This window comes from Streptomyces sp. NPDC056948 (assembly GCF_042674225.1).
Taxonomy (GTDB): domain Bacteria; phylum Actinomycetota; class Actinomycetes; order Streptomycetales; family Streptomycetaceae; genus Streptomyces; species Streptomyces purpurascens.
The window spans coordinates 1-20,821 of record NZ_JBHUQX010000010.1; the positions used below are offsets into that span (position 1 = coordinate 1).

At 69.0% G+C, this 20,821-nt stretch carries 20 protein-coding genes and 3 pseudogenes; 9 read left to right on the forward strand and 14 right to left on the reverse strand.

Annotated features, from left to right (window positions below; all coding sequences use genetic code 11):
- Window positions 1–72 precede the first annotated feature (72 nt).
- A complete protein-coding gene (locus ACFTZL_RS02530; protein ID WP_382577366.1) occupies window positions 73–522 on the reverse strand; it encodes a DUF1931 family protein in 450 nt (149 codons plus the stop codon).
- Window positions 523–1,059: 537 nt separating this feature from the next.
- Between ACFTZL_RS02530 and ACFTZL_RS02535 the strand changes: the two genes are divergently transcribed.
- The 4 genes and pseudogenes from ACFTZL_RS02535 to ACFTZL_RS02550 all read left to right on the forward strand — a co-directional run bounded on the left by ACFTZL_RS02535 (window position 1,060) and on the right by ACFTZL_RS02550 (window position 3,429).
- On the forward strand, window positions 1,060–2,193 hold the full coding sequence (locus tag ACFTZL_RS02535) for a hypothetical protein (RefSeq protein ID WP_382577286.1): 1,134 nt from the start codon (window positions 1,060–1,062) through the stop codon (window positions 2,191–2,193).
- 135 nt (window positions 2,194–2,328) lie between these two features.
- Window positions 2,329–2,871, forward strand: a pseudogene (locus tag ACFTZL_RS02540) (FUSC family protein); the annotation flags it as partial.
- Between the two features lie 10 nt (window positions 2,872–2,881).
- Window positions 2,882–2,998 (forward strand): annotated as a pseudogene (locus ACFTZL_RS02545) (ArsR family transcriptional regulator); the annotation flags it as partial.
- Between the two features lie 20 nt (window positions 2,999–3,018).
- Entirely contained in the window at window positions 3,019–3,429 is a 411-nt protein-coding gene (locus ACFTZL_RS02550) for a hypothetical protein (RefSeq protein WP_382577288.1), read from the forward strand.
- A gap of 261 nt (window positions 3,430–3,690) precedes the next feature.
- Here the strand turns inward: ACFTZL_RS02550 and ACFTZL_RS02555 are convergent, their stop codons facing one another.
- The 8 genes and pseudogenes from ACFTZL_RS02555 to ACFTZL_RS02590 form a co-directional block, all read right to left on the reverse strand.
- On the reverse strand, window positions 3,691–4,710 hold the full coding sequence (locus ACFTZL_RS02555; RefSeq protein WP_382577290.1) for a zinc-binding dehydrogenase: 1,020 nt from the start codon (window positions 4,708–4,710) through the stop codon (window positions 3,691–3,693).
- Between the two features lie 73 nt (window positions 4,711–4,783).
- A complete protein-coding gene (locus ACFTZL_RS02560) occupies window positions 4,784–5,107 on the reverse strand; it encodes a putative quinol monooxygenase (RefSeq protein WP_382577291.1) in 324 nt (107 codons plus the stop codon).
- 60 nt (window positions 5,108–5,167) lie between these two features.
- Window positions 5,168–5,482, reverse strand: a pseudogene (locus ACFTZL_RS02565) (4-coumarate--CoA ligase family protein); the annotation flags it as partial.
- Complete coding sequence (locus ACFTZL_RS02570) at window positions 5,416–5,721, reverse strand: hypothetical protein (RefSeq protein ID WP_382577293.1); 306 nt, start codon at window positions 5,719–5,721, stop codon at window positions 5,416–5,418. The gene ACFTZL_RS02570 and the pseudogene ACFTZL_RS02565, both read right to left, overlap by 67 nt.
- A gap of 10 nt (window positions 5,722–5,731) precedes the next feature.
- Window positions 5,732–6,868: a serine hydrolase domain-containing protein gene (locus tag ACFTZL_RS02575; RefSeq protein WP_382577295.1), complete on the reverse strand. Its 1,137-nt coding sequence runs from the start codon at window positions 6,866–6,868 to the stop codon at window positions 5,732–5,734.
- A gap of 2 nt (window positions 6,869–6,870) precedes the next feature.
- Window positions 6,871–8,391 (reverse strand): flavin-containing monooxygenase, encoded by a 1,521-nt coding sequence (locus ACFTZL_RS02580; protein WP_382577298.1) that lies wholly within the window; start codon window positions 8,389–8,391, stop codon window positions 6,871–6,873.
- Window positions 8,392–8,447: 56 nt separating this feature from the next.
- Window positions 8,448–9,497 carry an AraC family transcriptional regulator gene (locus tag ACFTZL_RS02585; RefSeq protein WP_382577300.1) on the reverse strand — a complete coding sequence of 350 codons (1,050 nt, stop codon included), beginning with the start codon at window positions 9,495–9,497 and terminating at the stop codon, window positions 8,448–8,450.
- 230 nt (window positions 9,498–9,727) lie between these two features.
- Window positions 9,728–10,402, reverse strand: coding sequence for a PaaI family thioesterase (locus tag ACFTZL_RS02590; RefSeq protein ID WP_382577302.1), 675 nt, complete (start codon window positions 10,400–10,402; stop codon window positions 9,728–9,730).
- 183 nt (window positions 10,403–10,585) lie between these two features.
- Between ACFTZL_RS02590 and ACFTZL_RS02595 the strand changes: the two genes are divergently transcribed.
- Entirely contained in the window at window positions 10,586–11,170 is a 585-nt protein-coding gene (locus tag ACFTZL_RS02595) for a TetR/AcrR family transcriptional regulator (RefSeq protein WP_382577304.1), read from the forward strand.
- Window positions 11,171–11,198: 28 nt separating this feature from the next.
- Here ACFTZL_RS02595 and ACFTZL_RS02600 read toward each other — a convergent pair whose 3' ends face one another.
- The 5 genes from ACFTZL_RS02600 to ACFTZL_RS02620 all read right to left on the reverse strand — a co-directional run bounded on the left by ACFTZL_RS02600 (window position 11,199) and on the right by ACFTZL_RS02620 (window position 16,340).
- Window positions 11,199–11,675, reverse strand: a complete 477-nt coding sequence (locus ACFTZL_RS02600) for a 4-oxalocrotonate tautomerase family protein (RefSeq protein ID WP_382577307.1) — start codon at window positions 11,673–11,675, stop codon at window positions 11,199–11,201.
- Between the two features lie 252 nt (window positions 11,676–11,927).
- Window positions 11,928–12,554: an NAD(P)-dependent oxidoreductase gene (locus tag ACFTZL_RS02605; protein ID WP_382577308.1), complete on the reverse strand. Its 627-nt coding sequence runs from the start codon at window positions 12,552–12,554 to the stop codon at window positions 11,928–11,930.
- Window positions 12,555–12,891: 337 nt separating this feature from the next.
- Complete coding sequence (locus ACFTZL_RS02610) at window positions 12,892–13,473, reverse strand: TetR/AcrR family transcriptional regulator (RefSeq protein WP_382577310.1); 582 nt, start codon at window positions 13,471–13,473, stop codon at window positions 12,892–12,894.
- A gap of 493 nt (window positions 13,474–13,966) precedes the next feature.
- Window positions 13,967–14,401, reverse strand: a complete 435-nt coding sequence (locus ACFTZL_RS02615; RefSeq protein ID WP_382577312.1) for a VOC family protein — start codon at window positions 14,399–14,401, stop codon at window positions 13,967–13,969.
- Window positions 14,402–14,717: 316 nt separating this feature from the next.
- Window positions 14,718–16,340: a PucR family transcriptional regulator gene (locus tag ACFTZL_RS02620; protein ID WP_382577315.1), complete on the reverse strand. Its 1,623-nt coding sequence runs from the start codon at window positions 16,338–16,340 to the stop codon at window positions 14,718–14,720.
- A gap of 281 nt (window positions 16,341–16,621) precedes the next feature.
- Between ACFTZL_RS02620 and solA the strand changes: the two genes are divergently transcribed.
- The 4 genes from solA (at window position 16,622) to ACFTZL_RS02640 (ending at window position 20,809) form a co-directional block, all read left to right on the forward strand.
- A complete protein-coding gene (solA, locus tag ACFTZL_RS02625) occupies window positions 16,622–17,758 on the forward strand; it encodes an N-methyl-L-tryptophan oxidase (protein ID WP_382577318.1) in 1,137 nt (378 codons plus the stop codon).
- 112 nt (window positions 17,759–17,870) lie between these two features.
- Window positions 17,871–18,545 (forward strand): haloacid dehalogenase type II, encoded by a 675-nt coding sequence (locus ACFTZL_RS02630; RefSeq protein ID WP_382577321.1) that lies wholly within the window; start codon window positions 17,871–17,873, stop codon window positions 18,543–18,545.
- A 37-nt stretch (window positions 18,546–18,582) separates the two neighbouring features.
- Window positions 18,583–19,680, forward strand: a complete 1,098-nt coding sequence (locus ACFTZL_RS02635; protein WP_382577324.1) for an extracellular solute-binding protein — start codon at window positions 18,583–18,585, stop codon at window positions 19,678–19,680.
- Window positions 19,673–20,809, forward strand: a complete 1,137-nt coding sequence (locus ACFTZL_RS02640) for an ABC transporter ATP-binding protein (RefSeq protein WP_382577327.1) — start codon at window positions 19,673–19,675, stop codon at window positions 20,807–20,809. Before ACFTZL_RS02635 ends, ACFTZL_RS02640 begins: the two co-directional genes overlap by 8 nt.
- Window positions 20,810–20,821 lie beyond the last annotated feature (12 nt).

The following is a 20,821-nucleotide window of genomic DNA, read 5'->3' on the forward strand; positions in this document are numbered from 1 at the left end:
GCCTGGAGGGCTGGGGCTTGCCTTCTGCTCCAGCACCCGGCGGGACCCGCCGCGGTCTCGGCCAGCTTCCGCTCACAGCAGGAGGTCGAAGACGGCTCGGGCCTCGTCCCAGTGCTGGGTCTGGGGGTTTTTCAGGTCGGGGTGGAAAATCTTGAAGCTCTGGGCAAGGGCCAGGCTGAGTCCGCCGACGATGTCCGGATAGGCCGCCTCGGTCTCCTCATCGGGTGCGCGGTCCAGAGCGGGATGAGTGGCGAGCTGTTCCAGGATCGGCTTGAGTTCTACGTCCTGGTCGATCTTCCGGAAGTGGTGAATGCTCTCCTGCAGGCCCTTCGTGATCGGCAAGTCACAGGTCTGGATGATGTCGCGCCCGTTGGCCTTGGCAGTGGCCTGGGCGACGGTCAGCAGATCGTAGAGCTTGGCGTCGACGAAGTCGCTGTAGCGCTTGAGATCGTTCTTGTCGACGTTCAGTCCTGCGGCCGCGCGAAAGAACCTCTCGAATCTGGCGATGGACATCACGGTCATGACGGCAACCTCCGGCTGCGGGAGCCGGCCGGCTCCCGGCCCCTGGGCTTCCCAGTCAGCCTGGCCGACGGGGGCGCGCGAACGCATGCGTATGTCGGGCCCAATTAGCCTCCCTGTTTTGCCCTGCCAGGCCCATGCGTCCGACTGCCCCGGGGGGTCGGACGGGCGTGCGGACCGACAGCAGGGCCAGAGAGCGCTCCGGAGAGGCTGGTGAGCAGCAGCCAGGGCCGGTTGCGCGCCCATCCCGCCCACCAGCCGCCCAGACGCCGGGCAGGACGTAGCGCTGTGCCTCGCAGGCGTTCTGGGAAGACCCGCGTGGCAGGGCTGGCCGGACTCCGGCTCCCGGGCCGGACACGGAAAGCGGGGTGGTCGGTGGCGCGGCGTGCGGTGCGTGCCAGGGCGATGCCAGGACATCCGGCCGTACCACCTGCACCTGCGCCTGCAGGCGCAGGCCAGCGTGTCACGCGGCGTCGACGTTACCTCGGCGGCGTCTGTGGGCACTTGGGATCGCGGGGCAGCCGACGAGAGGGTCCAGTCATGCGGGTGTCGTCTCAGGGCGTTACGGTCGTGGCTCTCCTGGCGGATCCGGACGCGCCGACGGAGATCGCGCAGCGTATGGCCCGGACACTCTCTGCTCGGCTCGCCGACAAGTCGGGCCAGGGGCGACGGTTCGACGTCGAGGTGGTCAGTGAGCCCTTTACCTCTGGGGCGGAGGACCCGCCCACCTTGATGCGCCGGATCATGGACCGAGGGAGTGCGGAGAACTGGGACATCGTCGTGGCCCTCACCGACCTTCCGCTGCACTCACACGGGCGCAGGCTCGCTGTGCATCTGAATCACGAACACGGCTTGGCGCTGCTCTCTCTTCCTTCACTGGGAGGCCTGCGGCTGCAGACGAGGGCCCGGCGGGCCGTCGAAGAAGCCGTGCTTGGCTTGGCGGGTCCGCAAACCACTGGAGCTGAAGGACCTCCACGAAGTCAGCCGCTTCTGGGGCCCTTCGTCAATCGTCTCGCGCCTATTCATCCGGGCCCGACCGGTGAGAAGGAGACCGACGATCTTCGGTACGTCGTCAGCGGGCCGCGCGGTTACCTGCGAGTGCTCGCCGGTATGGTCCGCGCCAACCGGCCGTGGCGGTTGGTGCCGGGCTTGTCGAAAGCCCTGGCGGCCGCACTCGCCACGGGAGCAGTCGCCACCGTGAACTCCACCGTCTGGACCCTGGCCGCGTCCCTCAGCACGCCACGCCTCGTGATTGCCACGGTCGGATCTGTCGCGATCATGATCGGCTGGCTGATCATAGACGCGGAGCTGTGGCATCGATCAACAGAGAGCTCGCCGGAGGCGAGGCAGAGGGCGCGGCTGTACAACGCCTCGACGGTCGTGACCGTGGGTATCGGGGTGCTCGTCTGCTACGTGGGTTTGATGGTCATCAACTGGGTGTGGGCGCTGTTCATCCTCAACGACCAAGCGTTCGCTTCCGTGACACGAACCCCACTGGACGCCGAGGAGTACTTGACGCTGTCCTGGTTCGTCGCTTCGGTCGCCACCGTGGGCGGCGCGCTGGGATCAGGCTTGGAGAGCGACGATGCGATCCGGGCAGCCGCCTACTCCAAGCGCGAACAGGAACGTCGTCACACGCTCCAAGACGACCACGGCGACCAGCCCTCGAAGTGAACCGATACCGGCACAACCAGCAGCGCGATGTGCGCCGGCGGGTTGATCATGGTGATGACGGGGCGGGCGTTGTCCCGGTAGGGCAGGCCCGTCACCCCTTCTTCAGCCGGTACGCGGCCGCCTAGGCTCACATGAGTGAGGTGGCTGCGGACCTTCGGGGAGGTCGTGCGATCCGGGCTCACGATCGAGGAGACGCGGCTGGAGCTCATGCTCGCGCTGCGTACGGCTGCTGGGGCGGCGCTCGTCATCGGGCCGGCGCTGTGGCTGATCTCCCCTGCGTACGCCGCGTCCGCCGCCCTCGGTGCCTACTTCGCGGGTGCGGCCACCTTCCAGCGCACCTGGCGTCCGCGCAAGGTGATCGCGCTCGGCGCGGGCGCGGGTCTGGCGCTCAGCACCTTCGTGGGCTACCTGGCAGCGGGGCGACTCATGACGTTCCTCCCGCTGCTGGCCGTAGGGGCCTTTGCCGCGGGGATGGCGTGGTCCCTCGGATCGACCGCTGGGATCGTCGCAGCGACGACGGTCGGCAGCATGCTGGTGACCATCACTCTGCCCACGAGCGTCGGGCGAGCCCTGGAACACGCCGGGGTCATCGCGCTCGGAGGCATGGCGCAGGCCGCAGGCCGTACTGATCTTGCTGTTCCCGATCCGCCGATGGGGGCGCATCGTGACGCGCTCGCCGGGAGTTGCCCGACGCGCCATGAATGCTGCTGGTGACAAGGTGGTGCTCCTGGCCGACAAGAGCAAGTTTCCGGGAACCGGCATGGTGAAGATCTGCGGCCCCGAGGACCTGGAAGTGCTCATCACCAAGCACCGGAAGACGATGCGATGGACTCGATCTCGGCGTCGGCGCAGTGCCGCAGCAGCCCCTCGATCATCGCCGCGACCTCGGACGACGAACAGCTCTTGCCCCACCCACGAGGCTTCGAACGCAACGGGGCGTGGGGCGTGTTCCTGGGGGCGCCCACCCGGGCCCGGCACACCCAGGAGGAACAGCGCGCCTTGGAGATCGGCATGGTCCCCGAGTTGCGCGCAGGAGCGGGCGTCGTCGGCAGTCCGGAAGTCCCCCACAAGGCGGTCGACCATCCGCAGGTGGGCCTGCTGACGCTGGACTGCAACGTGCTCCGGGTGGACGGCAGTGGCCTGCGCATCCTGGGCTACTCGGCCGAGCCGGGAAGCGAGTCCGCCGAGAAGCCGGAGTTGCTGTCGGTGATCGGCATGCGGAGCCGGGCGAAGTAGTGCCCGTCTGACCTTGGCCTTGATCTCGGCGGGCTATGTCCGGCCGGACCCGGTGGCGGGACCGAGGTCCCGCCAGACCGCCCCGGCACCCTTTTGACACGATTGCGAAGGAGAGAGCGCCTCTGTGGCGGCATTCCGGTCCGTGGACGCACGAGGTCCGCGCCCGCTGAGCGATCCGCACCGCTCGTACGGGCCGCCGATCATCTCGACGTCGGCAATTCGAGCGGTGCAATCCGCGACAGGGCCGGCGGCCTCGATAGCTCAGTTCTCCAGGACGAAGATCGGCTTGTGGCCGGCCCGGTCGGAGGTCAGCACGTCGGGGATCTCGTCCCACCCGTAGATTCCGCTGGTGACCAGCTCGGGGTGGAGCGTGCCGGCGGCGACCGCCTCCAGGGTCGGTGTCATGTTCGGCCGTGCGTGGCCCTTGCCGTTGTGGAAGTGGACTCCACGCTGATACAGCGCGAGCAGGGGGAGCTGGACCTCGTCGAAGTAGATGCCGACGCTGTTGACGTACCCCTCGGGCATGACCGACAGCAGTGCCTTGCGCAGCCGCTCCGGGTTGCAGCTGGCGTCCACGGCGAGGTGGAAGTCCTTCTCGCGCTTGCCGTGGATGTCGTGGACCTCGGCGCCGAGCTGCTCGGCGACCTTCATCCTGACCGGGTCGTCGTCGTAGTACACGGTGCGGGCGCCGGCGCAGTGGACCGCGACGTCGACGCAGTACAACCCGATGGAACCGGTCCCGCCGAAGACAGCGATCTTCGGGTCGGTGATACCGGCGACGGTCGGCATCACCGTCTCCCAGCCGAGGGCGAGGTTGTCGCCGATCGACGCCAGGTGCACGGGGTCGACCCCGGCGGGCAGCTTGGCGAGGTTGAAGTCCGCGTAGGGAACACGGATGAGTTCGTCGAAGGTCCCGCCCCAGGCCCCGTTCACCGGAAGGCCGTACTGGGCGTCGCCGTGGAGGAGGCAGCGGGCGGGGTGCCCGAGCTTGCACTGCGCGCAGCTGCCGCACGCGATGTGCCACGCGACGCCGACGACGTCACCGACCGCGACGTCCGTGCAGTCGGGGCCGACCTCGACCACCGTGCCCACGCACTCGTGACCGATCGGGAAAGGGCCGAATCCGGAGAACGGCGTCTTGTCGCCGATGACATGGTGGTCGAGATCGCACGTCGTCGCCGCGAGCGGACGCACCAGCGCGTCCGTGCCCTCGACGATGGTGGGGGCGTCGACCTCGTCGAAGCGCAGTTGTCCGGGGGCGACGAACATCAGGCTCTTCATGGGGAAAACTCCTCGGTTGCGTGGGGGATCCCGGGCCGGAGGGTGTGTCCGTCGGCCCGGTGCCCGCGTACGGTCAGATGGCGCCGGACTCCGCGGCGCCGGCGGGGATCGCCTCCAGGAAGAGCGCGTCCGGGGGGCCGGCCAGCGCCTGCGCCAGGGCGACGCCGATCTCCCGCATCGCGGCGCCCTTCATGTGCGCGCCCAGTGCCTCCTGCGAGGCCCACTTCTCGATCATGACGAACTCGCCGGTGGTGCCCGCCTTGCGATGCAGCGCGTACAGCAGGCACCCGGGTTCGGCGTGCACCGCGGGTATGGCCGCCTTGAACGTCTTCTCGACCAGCTCTTCCTGGCCCGGCTTCGCGACCATCGTCGCCACCAGGACTATCGGCTCGGACATGAGTACACCTCTCTCGCTATAACACTCGTCATAATCATGGCAGATGTTGCGGACCGCTGGTCACAGGGGCTCGTTGGATCTCAGTTCTTTGCGCAGGATCTTGCCCGCCGACGACTTGGGGATCGCGGCAACGAACTCCGTTACGTGCTCGGCGCTCAACGCGGGATCGCCGGCGACGACGAAGGCCTTCGAGATCTCCTCACCCTCCTCGTCAGCCACCCCGATGACCGCGGCGTCGGTGATGTGCGGGTGGGTCAGCAGCAGCGCCTCGAGTTCGGCCGGCGCGACCTGATAGCCCTTGTACTTGATCAGCTCCTTGATGCGGTCGACGATGTACACGCATCCAGTGGAGTCGACCCTTGCCAGGTCCCCGGTGCCGGCAGGTTCGGACACAGCAGCGCCACCGTGTCACCGGGGCCGGCGCCACGCGCCGCCAGCTCGGCGGCGAACCCGTCGACGCGAGTCCGCGACAACCCGTATGTCAGCGCCCCGCCGGACTCCACGGAGACCAGCGCGACCCGGTCCAGGTCGGCGGGGCCCAGACCCGCGAACAGGTAGGCGTGCAGTCCCGACTCGGGCAGCTCCACGTCGGCGTGGGGACTGGGGAATCTCATCAGAGCACCTTCAATCCAGGGCCGCGAAAGCGGCCTTGACGTACTGGGCCGTGCGGTCGCTGCCGAGCAGCCCAGTGCCCATGCTGTTCATCACGTACGAGATCGCCGCCCGGCGTTCGGTGTCGATCACGACCACCGATCCACCCCAGCCCGTCCAGAAGCAGATCCGCCCCTCCGGCAGATACGACACCGCCGGCGACGGCAGCCCGAACCCGATACCGAAGCGCAGATGCACCCCGAGGACCAGGTCCGGCCCGTCCGTCTGCTGACGGAAGATCAGGTCGATGGTCCGTGGCGACAGCAGGCGTACGCCGTCGAGCGTGCCCCCGCAGGCGATGGCGGAGTGGATTCTGGCGAGCGACCGGGCGTTGCCGTGGCCGCTTGCCGCGCCGATCTCCGCGCGACGCCACTCCGGGTGCCACGACTCCTCGGCACCGCCGAAGGGGCCGGTGAAGGTCTTCATCGCCACACCGTTCGGATCGGCGCCGGCGAGATCGCCCAATCGGAACGGCGGCGGTACGACATCGGCGACCCTGGCGAACTCGGAGTCCGGCAGACCGATATGGAAGTCGGCACCGAGCGGACCGGCGATCTCCTCGGCGACGAACCGGCCCAGGGTGCGCCCGTCGATCCGCCGGACCAACTCGCCGATCAAGTGGCCGTAGTTGAGCAGGTGGTAGCCGGACGCCGTGCCCGGGGGCCACCACGGCGCCTGGTCGGCCAGCCGGGCCGTCGCCGCCGGTACGTCGAGGACGTCCGCGACGGTCACCGGCCGGTCCCACCCCGAGACGCCGGAGGTGTGCGACAGCACGTGCCGGACCAGCACGTCCTCCTTGCCGCGCGCGGCGAACTCCGGCCAGTACCGGGACACCGGGGTGTCGACGTCGAGCAGTCCACGCTCCACCAGCACCAGCGCCGCCAGGGACGTGACTGTCTTCGTGCAGGACCAGACGTTGGTGATCGTGTCGCGCCGCCACGGCGCCGTACGGCTCTGGTCCGCCCATCCGCCCCACAGGTCGACCATCGGCTCCCCGCCGACCAGGACCGCGATCGAGGCGCCGAGTTCGTCGCCCGCCTCGAGGTTCTCGGACAGCCGCGCGGCCACCTCCGCGAAGCGCTCGTCGTACACTCCGTGCAGCTCTGCCATGGTCAGCCTCCGGTCCGGATGTCGTCGCCGGCCGGCCGCACCGATGCGCGGGGCACACCGCGCAGCTCGCGGCGAAGGCTGGCGCGCGCGATGTCGGCGGTGTCCAGCAGATAGGTCTGGCGCATCCGCCACGGGGCGCGATGGCCCTGCCGGGGGAAGCCCTGGACACCCCTCTGGACGTAGCCGGACGCCAGCTCGATCATGGGCCGTTCCCGCACGTCGGGCTTTGCGGGCGGGGTGACCGACGCGAGGTCCGCGCGGCGCATGTGGTTGAGGATGCGGCACACCAGCCGCGCGGTGAGATCCGCCCGCATCGTCCAGGACAGGTTCACGTAGCCGAAGCAGAGCGCGAAGTTCGGCACGTCGCTGAGCATGGTGCCCCGCCACAGCAGGTGGCCCGCGGGCTCGACCGGCTCGCCGTCGACGCTCACCGCGATATGGCCGAACGCAAGCATGCGCAGCCCGGTCGCCGTCACCACGATGTCGGCCGGCAGCACCTTGCCCGACCGCAGCCGGATCCCCTGGGCGACGAAGCCGTCGATGTGATCGGTGACCACCTCGACCTCCTCGCGCTTGATCGCCTTGAACAGGTCCGCGTCGGCCGTGATGCACACCCTCTGGTCCCACGGCGCGTACGACGGGGTGAAGTGCTCTCGCACCGCCTCCTCGCCGATCCGCCGCGCGGCGGCCCTGGTCAGCAGCGCCCGCGCCCGGTCCGGGAAGCGCCGGCAGTAGTGGTAGAAGGCGTTGGAGTAGGCGGCGTTGCGTGCCCTGACGACCCGGTGCGCAAGCCCGTCGGGCAGCCGCCGCCGGACCCTGGCGGCGAACCGGTCCTTCCGAGGCAACGCGCTGATCCAGGTCGGTGTGCGCTGCAGCATGGTCACCTTTGCCGCGTCGCGGGCCATCGCGGGAACGATGGTGATCGCGGTCGCGCCGCTGCCGATCACGACGACACGCTTGCCCGTGTGGTCGAGCCCTTCGGGCCAGAACTGCGGATGCACCACCGTGCCGACGAAGGACTCGATGCCCGGGAAATGCGGGTCGTGCCCGCGCTCGTAGTCGTAGTAGCCGGTGCACAGGTAGAGGAACGAGCAGGTAACGGTGGACCCCCGCGGTTCGCCCTCACTCCCGGGCTGCTCGACGGTCACCGTCCAACGGGCCGTCACGCCCGACCAGTTGGCGGCGACCACCTTCGTGGAGCAGTGGATGCGGCGGTCGATGCCGAACCGGTCCACGGTGCGCCGCAGGTAGTCGAGGATCTCGTCCCCGTCGGCCATGGAGTTCTCGCCGGTCCAGGGCTGGAAGGGAAAGCTGAGCGTGTAGATGTCGGAGTCGGCACGGACTCCCGGATACCGGAACAGATCCCACGTCCCGCCCAGGGACTCGCGGGCCTCCAACACGGCGTACGAACGATCGGGACACTGCGACTGCACCCGGTACGCGGCGTCGATACCGGAGATGCCGGCTCCGACGATCAAAACGTCGACATGACCGGGCAGCGAGGCATGTGGGGGACTGGTCATGGCAACTGAGTATGTAAGCGCTCCGCAGACGTCGCTTTTCCCTGGGCGACAAGAATTTAACTCTGCACGACACGCGTTGCAGTAGACGTAGACGTGGACGCGGCGTCACGGCGGACCTGCGTCGGCGTTCTGCCGAACCAGCGGCGTGCCGCACGAGTGAGGGCCGCCTGTCCGGCCAGCTCCACCAGCGACGCGACCTGAGAGAACGGCATGTCGGTCTTCGTCAGCAGTCGGTGCGCCGCGTTCTTGCGGACGTCGTCGACGATCGCCTGGAACGAGGTGCCCTCCTGCGCCAGCCGGCGCTGCAACGTGCGCGGATGCATGTGCAGCCACTCCGCGACCAGGTCGATCCGCGCCGGGACCGTGCCCAGTGCGCGGCTGACCGCCGACCGCACCGTGGTCACGACGCTCTCGCGCGGATCGGTGTAGTGCGCCTCCAGGTACTCCACGACCATGCGCCGCAGTTCGGGATTGACCGGGGTCGACATCGGCTGGGCGAAGAGCTTCGTGGGCACCCGCAGCAGGGCGCGACCAGTGTCGAAGTGGACCGGAGCGCCGAAGAATTCGGTGTATACGGACTCGTCCGTGAGCGGCGGATGGGGCATGTAGACCCCGAGCAACTCGTATCCGCCGCTCATAGTGATGAGATTGCGGTGCAGCAGCCCCAGACCCGCGTCGATCGTCTGTGGCTCGTACGGGATATCAGGATGCAGCATCCGGTATTCGACGGCCCCTACCCCCGCATAGCGTTCGGGATCCTGCGCGCGCGTCAGGCGAATCCCCTGGTTGTGCACGTACAGAAAGCGCGACGCGCAGTCCAGCCCCTCTCCGACGGTGTCGCAGTTCCCTACCGCCAGGGCCAGCGGGCCGAGCATCGACATGTCCTGGTACGCCGCCAGGCGCAGCCCGAAGTCAGGGCAGTTGAGCTTCTTCGTGGCGCTGCGCAGGATCCGCCCGGCCGTCACTGTCGGCAACAGTTCGTGCTCGGAGTTCAGATCAGCGGGCGAGACGCCGAACTCGGACAACAGCGCCGCACCGTCGCCACCAAGGTCGTCGATCAGGCGATCGATGCCGCGGATCGCGGCGGCCCGGATCTCCATCTGCATGCGTCAACCGTCTCGTCGCCCGGCGGGGCGGCGCGGGCTCCAGGGAACCAGCCCGGTCGCACACCAGGCACGGACTTTCGCAGTGTCGTGCGGAGCCCGGTTGCAGGAGGGCGGATCGGTGTCGCGCGCCTGGTGTCTCGGCCCATGTGCCGAGCGAGGGCGGCCCGGACGACCCGTCACGGGCGGCGTGCGGAGCGAGGGTGAAGCCGCAGTTCCTGACCGGCTCGCTGTCACGTCTCTTCCTGCAGGCCGGGGAACAGTGCGCGGGCACGGTCGGGGTCGGGCGTGATGAAGACACCGTCCGCGGTGACCAGGTTTGTGGAAGGGGCTGCCTGGGTGGTGATCGTCCCGGTCACGAAGATCTTGCGGTTGTCCGTGCCGGTGACGCGTCCGAGGATGCGCAGTGGTGTCTCCAGCGGGATGGGCTGGTGGTAGCGCATCTGGAGGGAGACGGTCAGGCCGGGCGTTCCGGCGGCGGTGCAGGCTTGGCCCATGAGTTCGTCCAGGAGCATGGCGCTCATGCCGCCGTGGCCGTAGCCGGGCGGGCCTTCGTGGGCGATGCCCAGCGTGCAGTGACCTATCAGGCCGTCCTCGGTGGGCGTGATCCTCACAGGCGGGGCCAGCGGGCTGCCGACCCCGACGGCAGGGCTGTACATCCGCGGCCCACCGGGAAACCCGTCCACTTCGGGGATCTCCGCTCGTGCGCGCCGCCGCCCGGTCAACTGGCCGGTGACATGTCGGACGCCGTCCGCCACGCGGTGGAGAGTGTCGGGCGAGGCGGCTGTGCGGACCGTGGCTTCCACCAGTGCGCGCAGTTCGTGTCCCAGGCGGGTGATGGCCGCCTTCTGGTGCTCCAGGGACTCGGCTCCCGCTCCTGCGGGCGGCTCGGTGAGGGGGGTGTGCATCGGCTTTTCTCCGTGGGGGCTAGGCCTGGGTGGCGTGGTCAGCCATCGGCCCGGACGAGGATGGGCTTGAGACGCCTCTCGTGTCCGTTTCGGCGGCGCAGCAGGACCATGACAGTCGCTACTGAGACGATGGCGGTAGAGTATGACAATTGTTATAGCTCAGGGATCAGAAAGGGTTCGCAGGTGACCAAGCCCAGTCCGTCAGCGCGTGAGCGGATCGTGGCCGGAGCGGCTGACATGATCAGCCGGCGTGGCCTGAACGCGACGAGCATCCGTGAGACGGCCAAGCACGCCAGGGCGCCGCTCGGCTCGACCTACCACTACTTCCCCGAGGGCAAGCAGCAGCTGGTCACCGAGGCCGTTCGCCACACGGGCGAGTGGACCGCGCGCAGTCTGCGTGAGGAATTGCGGGCCGGCCCGGTCGCCGGGCTGCAAGCCTTCCTCGCTCTGTGGCGCAAGATCGTCGTCGACAGTGACTTCCGGGCCGGATGTCCCGTCCTCGCGGTCTCCATCGAGGAACCGGCCGCCGGCGAGACGTCCGCCGCCCTGGCGGCGGCCGCCGACGTCTTCACCACGTGGGAGGGGCTGCTCGCCGACTCCTTGCGTGAGCACGGCGCCGAGCCCGAGCGGGCGGCGAACCTCGCGACGCTCATCGTCGCGGCCGTCGAGGGAACCGTGGCCATGTGCCGTGCCAAGCGCAGCACCCAGCCCCTCGATCGCACCGCCGAGCAGTTGCGGGCGCTCATCCTCACCGCGGTCAAGGACTGAGCCCGGCTCGCGCTCGACAGCCAGGGCTTCAGGTGCCCAGCGCGGCACGGACCGCCTTGACCCGCTCCTCCGTGAACACTCCGCTCTGAAGCAGCGGCAGGATCGACAGCACACCGCCGGACGAACCCCAACTGCCCTCGTCGATCACCCGGAAGTTGACCCACCAGGCCGGCGCCGGCTTCTCCAGCCCGCAGGCCGCCGCCAGTGCAGCCAGCACGCGTTCGATCACCTCGGCCCGTACCTCCGGCTGCCAGGCGGCGTCCATGACCGCGAGGTCGATCACCATCACGTCGAGTTCCGGGTCGGCATCCGCCAGCAGTCGGCCGCCGATGGCCATCATGTCCCGCTCACGCTCGACGAAGTGCACCTGGAACCCGGCCCGGGCGGCCGGAGCGAACTGGCCCACCTCGGGCACCAGTACCGCGTCCGTCAGCGTCTCGGCCAGCTCACGGCGCTGCTCCAGGCTCAGGCGCCCCTTGGGCGTGTTCACGGTGATGATGGTCACGGCATCCTCCTATGACAGTCGTTATAGGAGGGAGGCTACCGCCTCCCATAACAACTGTCATATCGGGTCGGCCCCCGGGCGCGGTCCGGGGCATGCAAAGGTCAGGGGGCGCCTCGCGAGTGGCGGCCCAGGCAACGTGCTGATCGGGCCGTACGGGGGGGCATCCCGCCCTCGAGGTTCAGCCCTCGAGGCAGTCGCCCACCGTTCGTGGCCTGGTCGAACTGGTCGGCCGCAGGGAGTGAGGGCAAAGTGTCAGTCGCTGATCACGGGGCTGCGGTGGATCCACTCGCTGCCGTGCGCCGCCTGGTGCATGAAGGTGGCCACGTCCGCGCGGCTGATGATCGGGTTGCCCTTCATCGGCAGCCGGTCTCCAGTGTTGTAGGTGCCCTTGGCGGGGCCGTGGGTCAGTCGGGTCGGGTAGACAACGGTCCAGTCCAGCCCGCTGGAGCGGATGCGTTCGTCCGCGATCTCCTTGTCCGCGTAGATGGCCCGCAGCAGCGTGCGGTAGATCGCCTTCTGGGTGGCGCTTGACCAGTCGAAGGTGTGGCCGACGCCGAAGGACGACAGCCACACCAGGCGGGAGACGCCGGCTTCCTCGGCGGCGCCGATCACGGCCGCCGAGGAGCTGGTGAAGAGGCCGTTGGCGCGCACCGAGTTGCCCCTGCCGAGTGCGGAGATGATCGCATCGTGCCCGACCGCGGCCGCGGCGATGTCACGGTGTGAGGTGGCGTCTCCGGTGACCACCGTGACCTTGTCGGTCAGGTCGCCGAGGGCTGCCGGGTTGCGTACGAAGGTTGTCACCGAGTCGCCGGATCGCAGGGCCAGGTCGACGAGATGGCGACCGGTGGGGCCGGTCGCGCCGAGGATGAGCAGCTTCATGGCAAGGGACTCTTCCGTGAGTGTGTGGGGTGGGGGCGTACGCCTGTCGCGTCAGCGGACGCATGTGTGCCGCAAGAGTGGAAGCAGAACCGGACGGCTGTCCGCTATTGGGAAGCTAGCGGACGGCTGTCCGGTTAGCAAGGCCGGATCCTGGCGTGGCCGATCGCGGACGCCGGGCAGTGGGTCAATGGAGACCGGTGTGATGGGTGTGACGCGAAGGGGTTGGGTCGGAGGTATTCACCGAACGCATCCAGGGCGGCGGATGGCTGGGCGGGGTGGTGGCACGGATCGCGCCGACCGCCCCCGCCTCTCGCAGCCGTGACGGGCTCGGCGGTCCTCAGTGCCGCCCCGGAGCCCCCGCGCGCAGGCCGTCCATGACGATGTCCAGCAGTAGCGTGGTCTGGGCGTGCCAGTCGCCGTTGATGTCGATCTGCCAGATGCCGGCGATGGCGCGGAGGAAGTCGTCGGCGGTCACCCCCGGGCGGATGACGCCGGCCTCGTGGTTGGCGTTGAGCAGGGATTCGATCGATCCGAACACCAACGAGTATCCCGACGGCTCCGGCCCTCCCGTCGCGCCGGCCGCGTGACGCAGCGCGTCGGCCAGTCCGGTCTTGGCCAAGATGAAGCGGGCGAGGCGGTCCATCCATGCGCGAAGCGCCTGGTCGGGCTCCCTGGTCTTCAGCAGCTCGGCCGCACTGTCGGTGAGTTGCTGCACCTCGTGGCGGTACGCCTCCAGAACGAGCGCCTCACGGTTGGGGAAGTTGCGATAGAGCGTGCCCTGCCCGACGCCCGCCTTCTTGGCGATCACGGTCAACGGCACCTCCGCGGAACGCGACAGCTCGACCAGCGCCACCTCCAGGATGCGCTCCCGGTTGCGCTGCGCGTCCGACCGCTGAGGCCCGCCAGTCCGCGGCTCCACAGGCCCTCCTTCCGGGCTTACGTCTGAAGCCCTTGGCTAACCGGACAGTCGTCCGGTGCGCTCCTCATGCCGGACTGCTGTCCGCTTAGCTTTCACCATAACGGGCGAAACGGTTCGGTGTGGTCGTTGGCCCGTGGCGTGTGCCACCTGCATCCCCGCCCCCACTGCATCCCGTCTGATCACGACCCTGCCCTGCCCGCCTTCGGGTGCGCCTCCTGATTCGTCTGCCCGCCGGATCGCTGCCGGCGCGATCCGGAGCTGCAACCGAAGGCTGACCAGGACCACGGACCAGTCACGTGACGACCTCCCCGACCGACGACGCACACAAGGTCTCCGCCCGCAGGAGGAAGCTGGCCTCGTGCTCCTGGCGAAACACCCTCTGACCTGCGGTGCCAATTACCGCTCAATTACCGCTCGTGGTCACAAAGAAGTACTTGGTCAAGCCGGACGTCAAGAGCGACACGGAGGTCGATTCCGCCGTCGCGGAGGAGGCTCAGTCGAGACAGAACTCGTTGCCCTCGATGTCCTGCATCACGATGCACGACTCGTTGGTGCCATCGGCGAGCAGCGTGCGCACGTGTACCGCACCGAGCGCGGCCAGCCGTGCGCACTCGGCCTCCAGTGTGGCGAGGCGCTCCTCACCCACGAGCCCGGTGCCGGCCCGCACGCAGAGATGCACCCGGTTCTTGACGATCTTCCCTTCGGGAACGCGCTGGAAGAGCAGGCGCGGACCCGCACCCGAGGGATCACTGCAGGCGAAGTAGGTGACCTGATCCTCAGGCGGCAGCGAGCGGTGGTAGTCCTCCCAAGTGGCAAACCCCTTCGGGACCGGCGGCACGACGTACCCCAACACCTCGCACCAAAAACCGGCGAGGCGCGCGGGTTCTGCGCAGTCGAAGGTGACTTGGAACTGCTTGATCGATGACATCAGCGCACCTTAGCAAGGGGCTCTGTTCTCATCTCCCGGCGTGGATCCGCATGTTGCCGGGAGGACACCCCCCCCGCTGGCCGCTGTCGCCCGAGGCCACGGCCTCGCCACGTTCCCCGATGCCAGCCTGCCGCCCCGGACCGCACTCACGGAGACGACTCCTCCCGAGTGACGACCGGAACCGCAACCACCCCGAGCTGCGCACGCCCGCAACCCCGCCAGGCCCTTGGTGTTCACCGCCCGCCCCGGGCAGACCACCCCACCGCGACCCGTGCCACGGGCGGCAGCTCTCCGTCGACACGGCCCGACACGCCCGTCACGGGCCGGGAACCGCTGTGTCTCCCGCGTCCATGACCAGCACCGCGACGTGCAGGGACGTGCGCTGCAGTCCAGATTCCAGGTCGCAGCCGAGGAGCCGTTCGATGGTGTGGAGGCGCTGGTAGTACGCCTGCCGGGACATACCGGCCCGCTTCGCCGCGACCGACTTGTTCCCGGCTGCCGCCAGATAGGCGCGCAGTGCCGGGAGCAGATCACCGCTGTTGCGGTCGTCGTGCTCGATGAGCCGGGTCAGCTGCCGTTCCGCGTACCGCTGGAGGCGGGTGTCCTCCCGTAGCACGCCCAGGAGTTCGGGCAGTTCGATATCGGCGGGGACGTAGAACCATCGGTCGGGTGAGACAGGCGTGATGGCCTCGGCCGTCTGCTCGGCCTCCTGCCACGACCGGGCGATCCCGGAGAGGTCGGTCACTCCGGGGCCGACGGCGACGACGGCCTTCGGGCCGAGCGCCTCGCGGGCGATCCGGCCGATCCGCTCGGCGACCGGCTGCCAGGCGCTGGCCTGCGCCAGTGCGAGGAGTACGCCGATGCGGCCCGGGGCCGTCTCGCCGACCAGGGCCCGGATGCCGGTCTGCGCCAGCGCCTTCGCGATCCGTTCGTCGAGGTGCTCGCCCTCGGTGCCGGTGCGCGTGTGCCGGATGACCACGGCGAAGAGGCGATGCCCGAAGGCCGGGAGTCCCAGGGCCTCGGCGCGGGCACGGGCGTCCGCGGGGGAGCGGAAACGCCGTTCGTACAGGTCCCGCAGCACCGAGCGGTGGGCCCGGCGCTCCCACCAGGCCGGCCCGGCCAGGCGCGCCATGGTCAGCGCGACCGCGGCGCGCTCCAGGACCAGGACGTGTTCCGGGTCGGGCTCCGCGCTCAGCCGGGAGTCCAGCAGGACCAGTCGCCCCCACAGCCCGTGGTTGTCCTGCACCGGCGCGATCAGCCACCCTTCCGGGCCGCTCGGCGCGATCTTGTCCAGAGTCGGCGCGGCCCGGGAACGCCGGGACCAGGCCGACACCACCGGCTCGTACGGTCGGCCGAGCAGTTCGCACACCAGGGCCCGGTGGGTGAGGTCCTCCAGCACCACGGGAGCTCCGGTGAGCTCGGCAGTGGTGTGCACGAGTTCCTCGGGACCCGCGCCCCGCAGTGTCAGGGCGGTGAAGATGTCCTGGATGTCCCTCCCGCGGCGCAGCAGTGCCCCCTGGGCGTCGAGGATGAGCGCGTGCACCGTCTGCGTGACGTCGATGAACCGGACGCCACGGGCCAGCTCGACCAGCGGCATCTCGCGGGCACGGCAGGCCGCCACCAGCTCGTCGGGCACCTTCCGGTACCGGTGGCCGAGTTCCACGATCAGGCCGGCCGCACCGACATCGGCGAGCTGGTCGACGTAATCACGCAGCTCGCCGGCGTCCTCGGGATACGGCATGCCGGTCGTCAGGACCAGCTCGCCGCCCTCGAGGAAGTCGGCGGGATTCAGCAGTTCGGTGACGTGCACCCAGCGCACCGAACGGCTGAGCTGCGACTCACCGGCCAGGACGCGCGGCATCCCTTCGCTGAGCACGGGCAGGCGCAGAACCTCCGTGATGGTGAGGAAGTGCCCGGTTGCGGGACGTCTGGGTGGCATTGGGGGTGCTTTCGTCCGAGGGGCCGGGGGTCACCTTCGCACCGGCCCAGCACCGTGACAAGAGGGAGACAGCACTTTCCGAAGCGTGCCCATCCGCCGTGACAGACCGTCTCGAGAAGCTCCCAAGGTGGAACAGAGTGTGGGTTGACCTGGGCATTCGCCCGGGTCGAAAGTGAACGCCATCCCCAGCGGGGCACGGACCGGAAGCGTCCGCACGGTGTCCGCTCGCTGCTGGGGCCGCGAGTGCCACACAGGCCACACCCGGCGAAAGGAGCGACCTCATGCGTAGTCCGAAGCGCGTCGCCGTGATCGGTGCCGGCAGCATGGGCAGCCAGGCCATGTGGCGACTGGCCGCCCGTGGGGCCGACGTCATCGGTTACGACCGCTACGCGCCGGGCCACGACCGCGGCGCGGCCGGGGGCGAGACCCGCATCTTCCGCGCCGTGCACCTCGGTGATCCCGGGTACATTCCGCTGCTGCGGCTCGCCGACCGGATGTGGGACCGGCTCCAGCGCGAGACGGGCTTCTCGCTGCGGCGCCGCAGCGGATGCCTGGTGATGGGGGAGACCGCTTCGCCCTCCATGGGCCTCCTGCTCGCCGCCAGCTCCACCCACAGGCTGGATCACGAGGTACTGGACGGGGAGGAACTCGCCCGCCGCTACCCGCAGCACCGCCTCCCGGACGGGCACACCGCCGTGCTCGACCGGATGGGCGCCATCATCAGGCCCGAGGCGTCGGTCCAGGTCGCCGCCACCCGCGCCGAGCAACTGGGCGCCCGGCTGCACCGCTATACCCCGGTGCGGGAGATCGCGCCCGCGGCAGGCGGCGGGGTGCACATCGTCACGGATCAGGGCACGGACCACGTGGACACCGCTGTGGTGACCGTGGGCCCCTGGATCAACACCCTGCTCCCGGACCTTCCGCGGACGGTCGACGTCCGCCGGCTGATCAGCTCCTGGCACCTCCCCACCCGCCACGACTGGTTCGCCGGCGGCGCCCCCGCCTTCGTACGCAGCACACCCCATGACTGCTACGGACTTCCGTCGCCTGACGGCATCTCCGTCAAGCTGGGCCTCTCTCTCGCACGCTATATGCCCGTACCCGACCCCGAACTTCTCGACCGCACGGTCCGTCCGGAGGAACTCGCCACCTTCCGCGAGCTCATCGGCGAGCTGATGCCCGACCTGAATCCCGACCCCATCAGGCTGTCGGTCTACATGGAGGGCTACACCGCGTCCGGAAACCCGCTCGTCGGTCATCTCCCCGGCGAGGACGACATCATCGTCATGGCCGGATTCTCCGGAAGCGGCTTCAAGCTCTCGCCCGCGATGGGCGAGATCGCCGCCGACCTGGCCCTCGACGGCACCACGGACCATCCCGTCGGCTTCCTGGCGCCGGCCGGAGCCGGGGCCGTCTGACCTGAAGTCACCTCGCCCACGCCATGGGGAAGTCCGTCACAGCTGTGCCGGAAAAGTAATGACAAATACTGAACCACGCCCTGTTCCTGCAGCAAAGAATTGGAGCTCTCCCATGAGCGAACCCTCGTTCCGTCCGAAGTACGTCTCGTTCGACTGTTACGGCACGTTGATCGAGTACCCGATCACCCCCATCACGCGGGAGCTCGTCGGCGACCAGATCCCCGCCGCGCAGTGGGACCAGTTCGTGCGGGAGTTCCGCGGTTACCGCTATGACCAGGTCCGCGGCCAGTACTACTCCTACGAGCAGGTGCTCCAGGACTCCTTCGAGCGCGTCTGCCGCAAGTGGGGTCTGAAGGCGGCCCCGGACGCGGGCAAGCGGTTCGCCGACGGCGTGCGCAGCTGGGGACCCCACGCCGACGTGCCGGAGCCGCTGAAGAAGATGGGCGAGCACTACAAGCTGGTGATCTTCTCCAACGCCGACGACTCCTTCCTCGAGGAGAGCGTGCCCCGGCTCGGGGCGGACTTCCACGCGGTCTACACCGCGGAGCAGGCCGGCTACTACAAGCCCCGCTACGCCGCGTTCGAGTACATGCTCGACCAGCTCGACGCGTCCCCCGAGGACTTCGTGCACGTCTCCTCGCACACCCGCTACGACCTGATGCCGATGCACGACATGGGCTTCCGCAACCTGATCCTCCTGGACCGCGGCTACGACCCCGTGACCCACGGCTACGACTACGTGCCGGTGAAGTCCCTGGACGAGCTCAACCGCATGCTCGGCATCTGAACTCCCCACCCCCAGCGATCTCCAGGAGGCCTCTGCCATGGAAGACAACCGGACAGGACGCAGAACCGTACTCCGCGCCGCAGGCGCTCTGGCCGCTGCCACGGCAGTGACCGGATGCGGCACTCTCATGGGTTCCGGCGGAAGCCGCAGCTCGTCGAGTGGCGGCGGAAAGAAGCGGCTGGTCGTCAGCAACAGCGGTGGCGCCTACAACGACGTTCTGACGAAGGCGATCTACGAGCCGTTCGCGAAGGAGACCGGCATCACGGTCACCACGGTCAATTACCAGTCGGCGCAGGTCATCGCCCAGGTCAAGCAGGGCCGGCCGCAGGTCGACCTGATGGACAACACCTTGCTGATCTTCCAGAAGATGGCCCGCCTGGACTGTCTGGAAGCGGTGGACCACGACCGGCTGAAGAGCGTCAAGGGTGCCGGCATCGCGGAGCACCAGTTGCCGGAGCACGCGGTCGGCAAGAACGTCTGGGCGAGCCTGATGGCCTACCGCACGGACAGTCTGAAGCGCGCACCGAAGAGCTGGGCCGACTTCTGGAACACCCACTCCTTCGCCGGTCAGCGCTCGTTGCAGAGTGTTGACGCGGACTACCCGGAGCTGGAGTTCGCGCTGCTGGCCGACGGTGTGCCGTTGGACAAGCTGTACCCGCTGGACGTGGACCGGGCGTTCGCCTCGATGTCGCGGATCCGCGGCGATGTGAAGAAGTTCTGGAACACCGGCGCTCTTCCGGCGGTGCTGCTGGGCCGCAAGGAGGTCGTCATGACCAGCCTGTGGAGCGGCCGCGCGGACGAGCTGATCAAGCAGGGCCAGCCGGTCGCCTACCAGTGGAACGGCGCCCGGCGGCTCACCAACGGCTGGGGCATCCCGAAGGGCGCGGGCAACACGGACGCGGCCTACAAGCTGATCGACTTCTCCCTGCGTCCCGAGGTGCAGGCGGCGTTCGCCAAGCTCTTCCCGCAGGGCCCGGTCGTCCCCGCTGCCACCAAGCTGCTCTCGGACGATGTCCTGGCCACGCTTCCGACCTCGCCCCGGAACCTGAAGACCGGGTTCGACACCGATGTGGCCTGGTGGGACAAGAACCTGGAGGCGGTCACCAAGCGCTGGCGGGAGTGGGCCGATGCCTGAGCGGAGCACACTTCTCGCCTCGGCCCTCGCCCCGGGGCCCAACTCGCTGACCGGCAAGTCGTTGTCCGTGACGGGCCTGCGCAAGTCCTACAGCGGGACGACGGTGGTCGACGGTGTGGACATGGAGATCGCGGCGGGTGAGTTCGTCACCTTCCTCGGAGCCTCGGGCTCCGGGAAGACGACCACGCTGATGATGATCGCCGGGTTCACCGAGCCCGACTCCGGCAGCATCACCGTCGACGGCCGGGACATCACCGAACTCAACCCCGGAAAGCGCGACTTCGGTTTCGTCTTCCAGCAGTACCTGCTCTTCCCGCACATGACCGTCGCGGAGAACGTCGCTTTCCCCCTCCAACTGCGCGGAGTGCCCAAGGCGGAGATCCGCCGCCGTGTGGGCGAGACCCTGGAGGCGGCGGGCTTGTCGAAGTTCGCCGGCCGCAAGCCCCGTGAACTGTCCGGCGGCCAGCAGCAGCGGGTCGCCCTGTGCCGGGTGCTGGTCTACCGCCCGCCCATCGTCCTGATGGACGAACCGCTGGGCGCGCTGGACAAGAAGCTGCGTGACCAGATGCAGACCGAGATCAAGACCATCCAGCGCGAACTCGGCCTGACCGTCATCTACGTCACGCACGACCAGGAGGAAGCGCTGGTCCTGTCGGACCGGATCGCCATCATGAAGGACGGCCGCATCGAGCAGTTCGACACCCCCCGCGGCCTGTTCGAACGCCCCCGCACCCCGTTCGTCGCCGACTTCCTCGGCGCGGCCAACTTCCTCACCGGCAAGGTCGAGGACGGTGGGGGAGACGGCTGTACGCAGGTGCGGCTGGACACCGGCGGCGTCCTCACCGCCCGTGCGCACGCCTGCGTGCCCGGGCAGCGGGTGCGGGCCGCGGTGCGGCCGGGCAAGCTCCGCCTGGTCAGCGCCGAGGAGGGCTGCTGTACCGGCACGGTCGAGACGGCCGTCTACGTCGGTTCGCTCACGCGGATCACGGTCCGTCTGGACGGTGCGGATCCCGGGACGCCGCCGCTGCGCATCGAGACGGCCGCCGTACCGCCGCGCACGGGCGAGCGGGTCTGTGTCACCGCCGACCGGGACGACGTCAGTGTCTTCGACGCGTCGGACGGGGGGTGAGCCGTGGTAGGC

Excerpts from the sequence above, each read along its gene's own strand:
- ACFTZL_RS02530 (WP_382577366.1), bottom strand. The coding sequence starts at position 522 with ATGACCGTGATGTCCATCGCCAGATTCGAGAGGTTCTTTCGCGCGGCC.
- ACFTZL_RS02535 (WP_382577286.1), top strand. The coding sequence starts at position 1,060 with ATGCGGGTGTCGTCTCAGGGCGTTACGGTCGTGGCTCTCCTGGCGGAT.
- ACFTZL_RS02550 (WP_382577288.1), top strand. The coding sequence starts at position 3,019 with ATGGACTCGATCTCGGCGTCGGCGCAGTGCCGCAGCAGCCCCTCGATC.
- ACFTZL_RS02555 (WP_382577290.1), bottom strand. The coding sequence starts at position 4,710 with ATGAAGAGCCTGATGTTCGTCGCCCCCGGACAACTGCGCTTCGACGAG.
- ACFTZL_RS02560 (WP_382577291.1), bottom strand. The coding sequence starts at position 5,107 with ATGTCCGAGCCGATAGTCCTGGTGGCGACGATGGTCGCGAAGCCGGGC.
- ACFTZL_RS02570 (WP_382577293.1), bottom strand. The coding sequence starts at position 5,721 with ATGAGATTCCCCAGTCCCCACGCCGACGTGGAGCTGCCCGAGTCGGGA.
- ACFTZL_RS02575 (WP_382577295.1), bottom strand. The coding sequence starts at position 6,868 with ATGGCAGAGCTGCACGGAGTGTACGACGAGCGCTTCGCGGAGGTGGCC.
- ACFTZL_RS02580 (WP_382577298.1), bottom strand. The coding sequence starts at position 8,391 with ATGACCAGTCCCCCACATGCCTCGCTGCCCGGTCATGTCGACGTTTTG.
- ACFTZL_RS02585 (WP_382577300.1), bottom strand. The coding sequence starts at position 9,497 with ATGCAGATGGAGATCCGGGCCGCCGCGATCCGCGGCATCGATCGCCTG.
- ACFTZL_RS02590 (WP_382577302.1), bottom strand. The coding sequence starts at position 10,402 with ATGCACACCCCCCTCACCGAGCCGCCCGCAGGAGCGGGAGCCGAGTCC.
- ACFTZL_RS02605 (WP_382577308.1), bottom strand. The coding sequence starts at position 12,554 with ATGAAGCTGCTCATCCTCGGCGCGACCGGCCCCACCGGTCGCCATCTC.
- ACFTZL_RS02615 (WP_382577312.1), bottom strand. The coding sequence starts at position 14,401 with ATGTCATCGATCAAGCAGTTCCAAGTCACCTTCGACTGCGCAGAACCC.
- ACFTZL_RS02620 (WP_382577315.1), bottom strand. The coding sequence starts at position 16,340 with ATGCCACCCAGACGTCCCGCAACCGGGCACTTCCTCACCATCACGGAG.
- solA (WP_382577318.1), top strand. The coding sequence starts at position 16,622 with ATGCGTAGTCCGAAGCGCGTCGCCGTGATCGGTGCCGGCAGCATGGGC.
- ACFTZL_RS02630 (WP_382577321.1), top strand. The coding sequence starts at position 17,871 with ATGAGCGAACCCTCGTTCCGTCCGAAGTACGTCTCGTTCGACTGTTAC.
- ACFTZL_RS02635 (WP_382577324.1), top strand. The coding sequence starts at position 18,583 with ATGGAAGACAACCGGACAGGACGCAGAACCGTACTCCGCGCCGCAGGC.
- ACFTZL_RS02640 (WP_382577327.1), top strand. The coding sequence starts at position 19,673 with ATGCCTGAGCGGAGCACACTTCTCGCCTCGGCCCTCGCCCCGGGGCCC.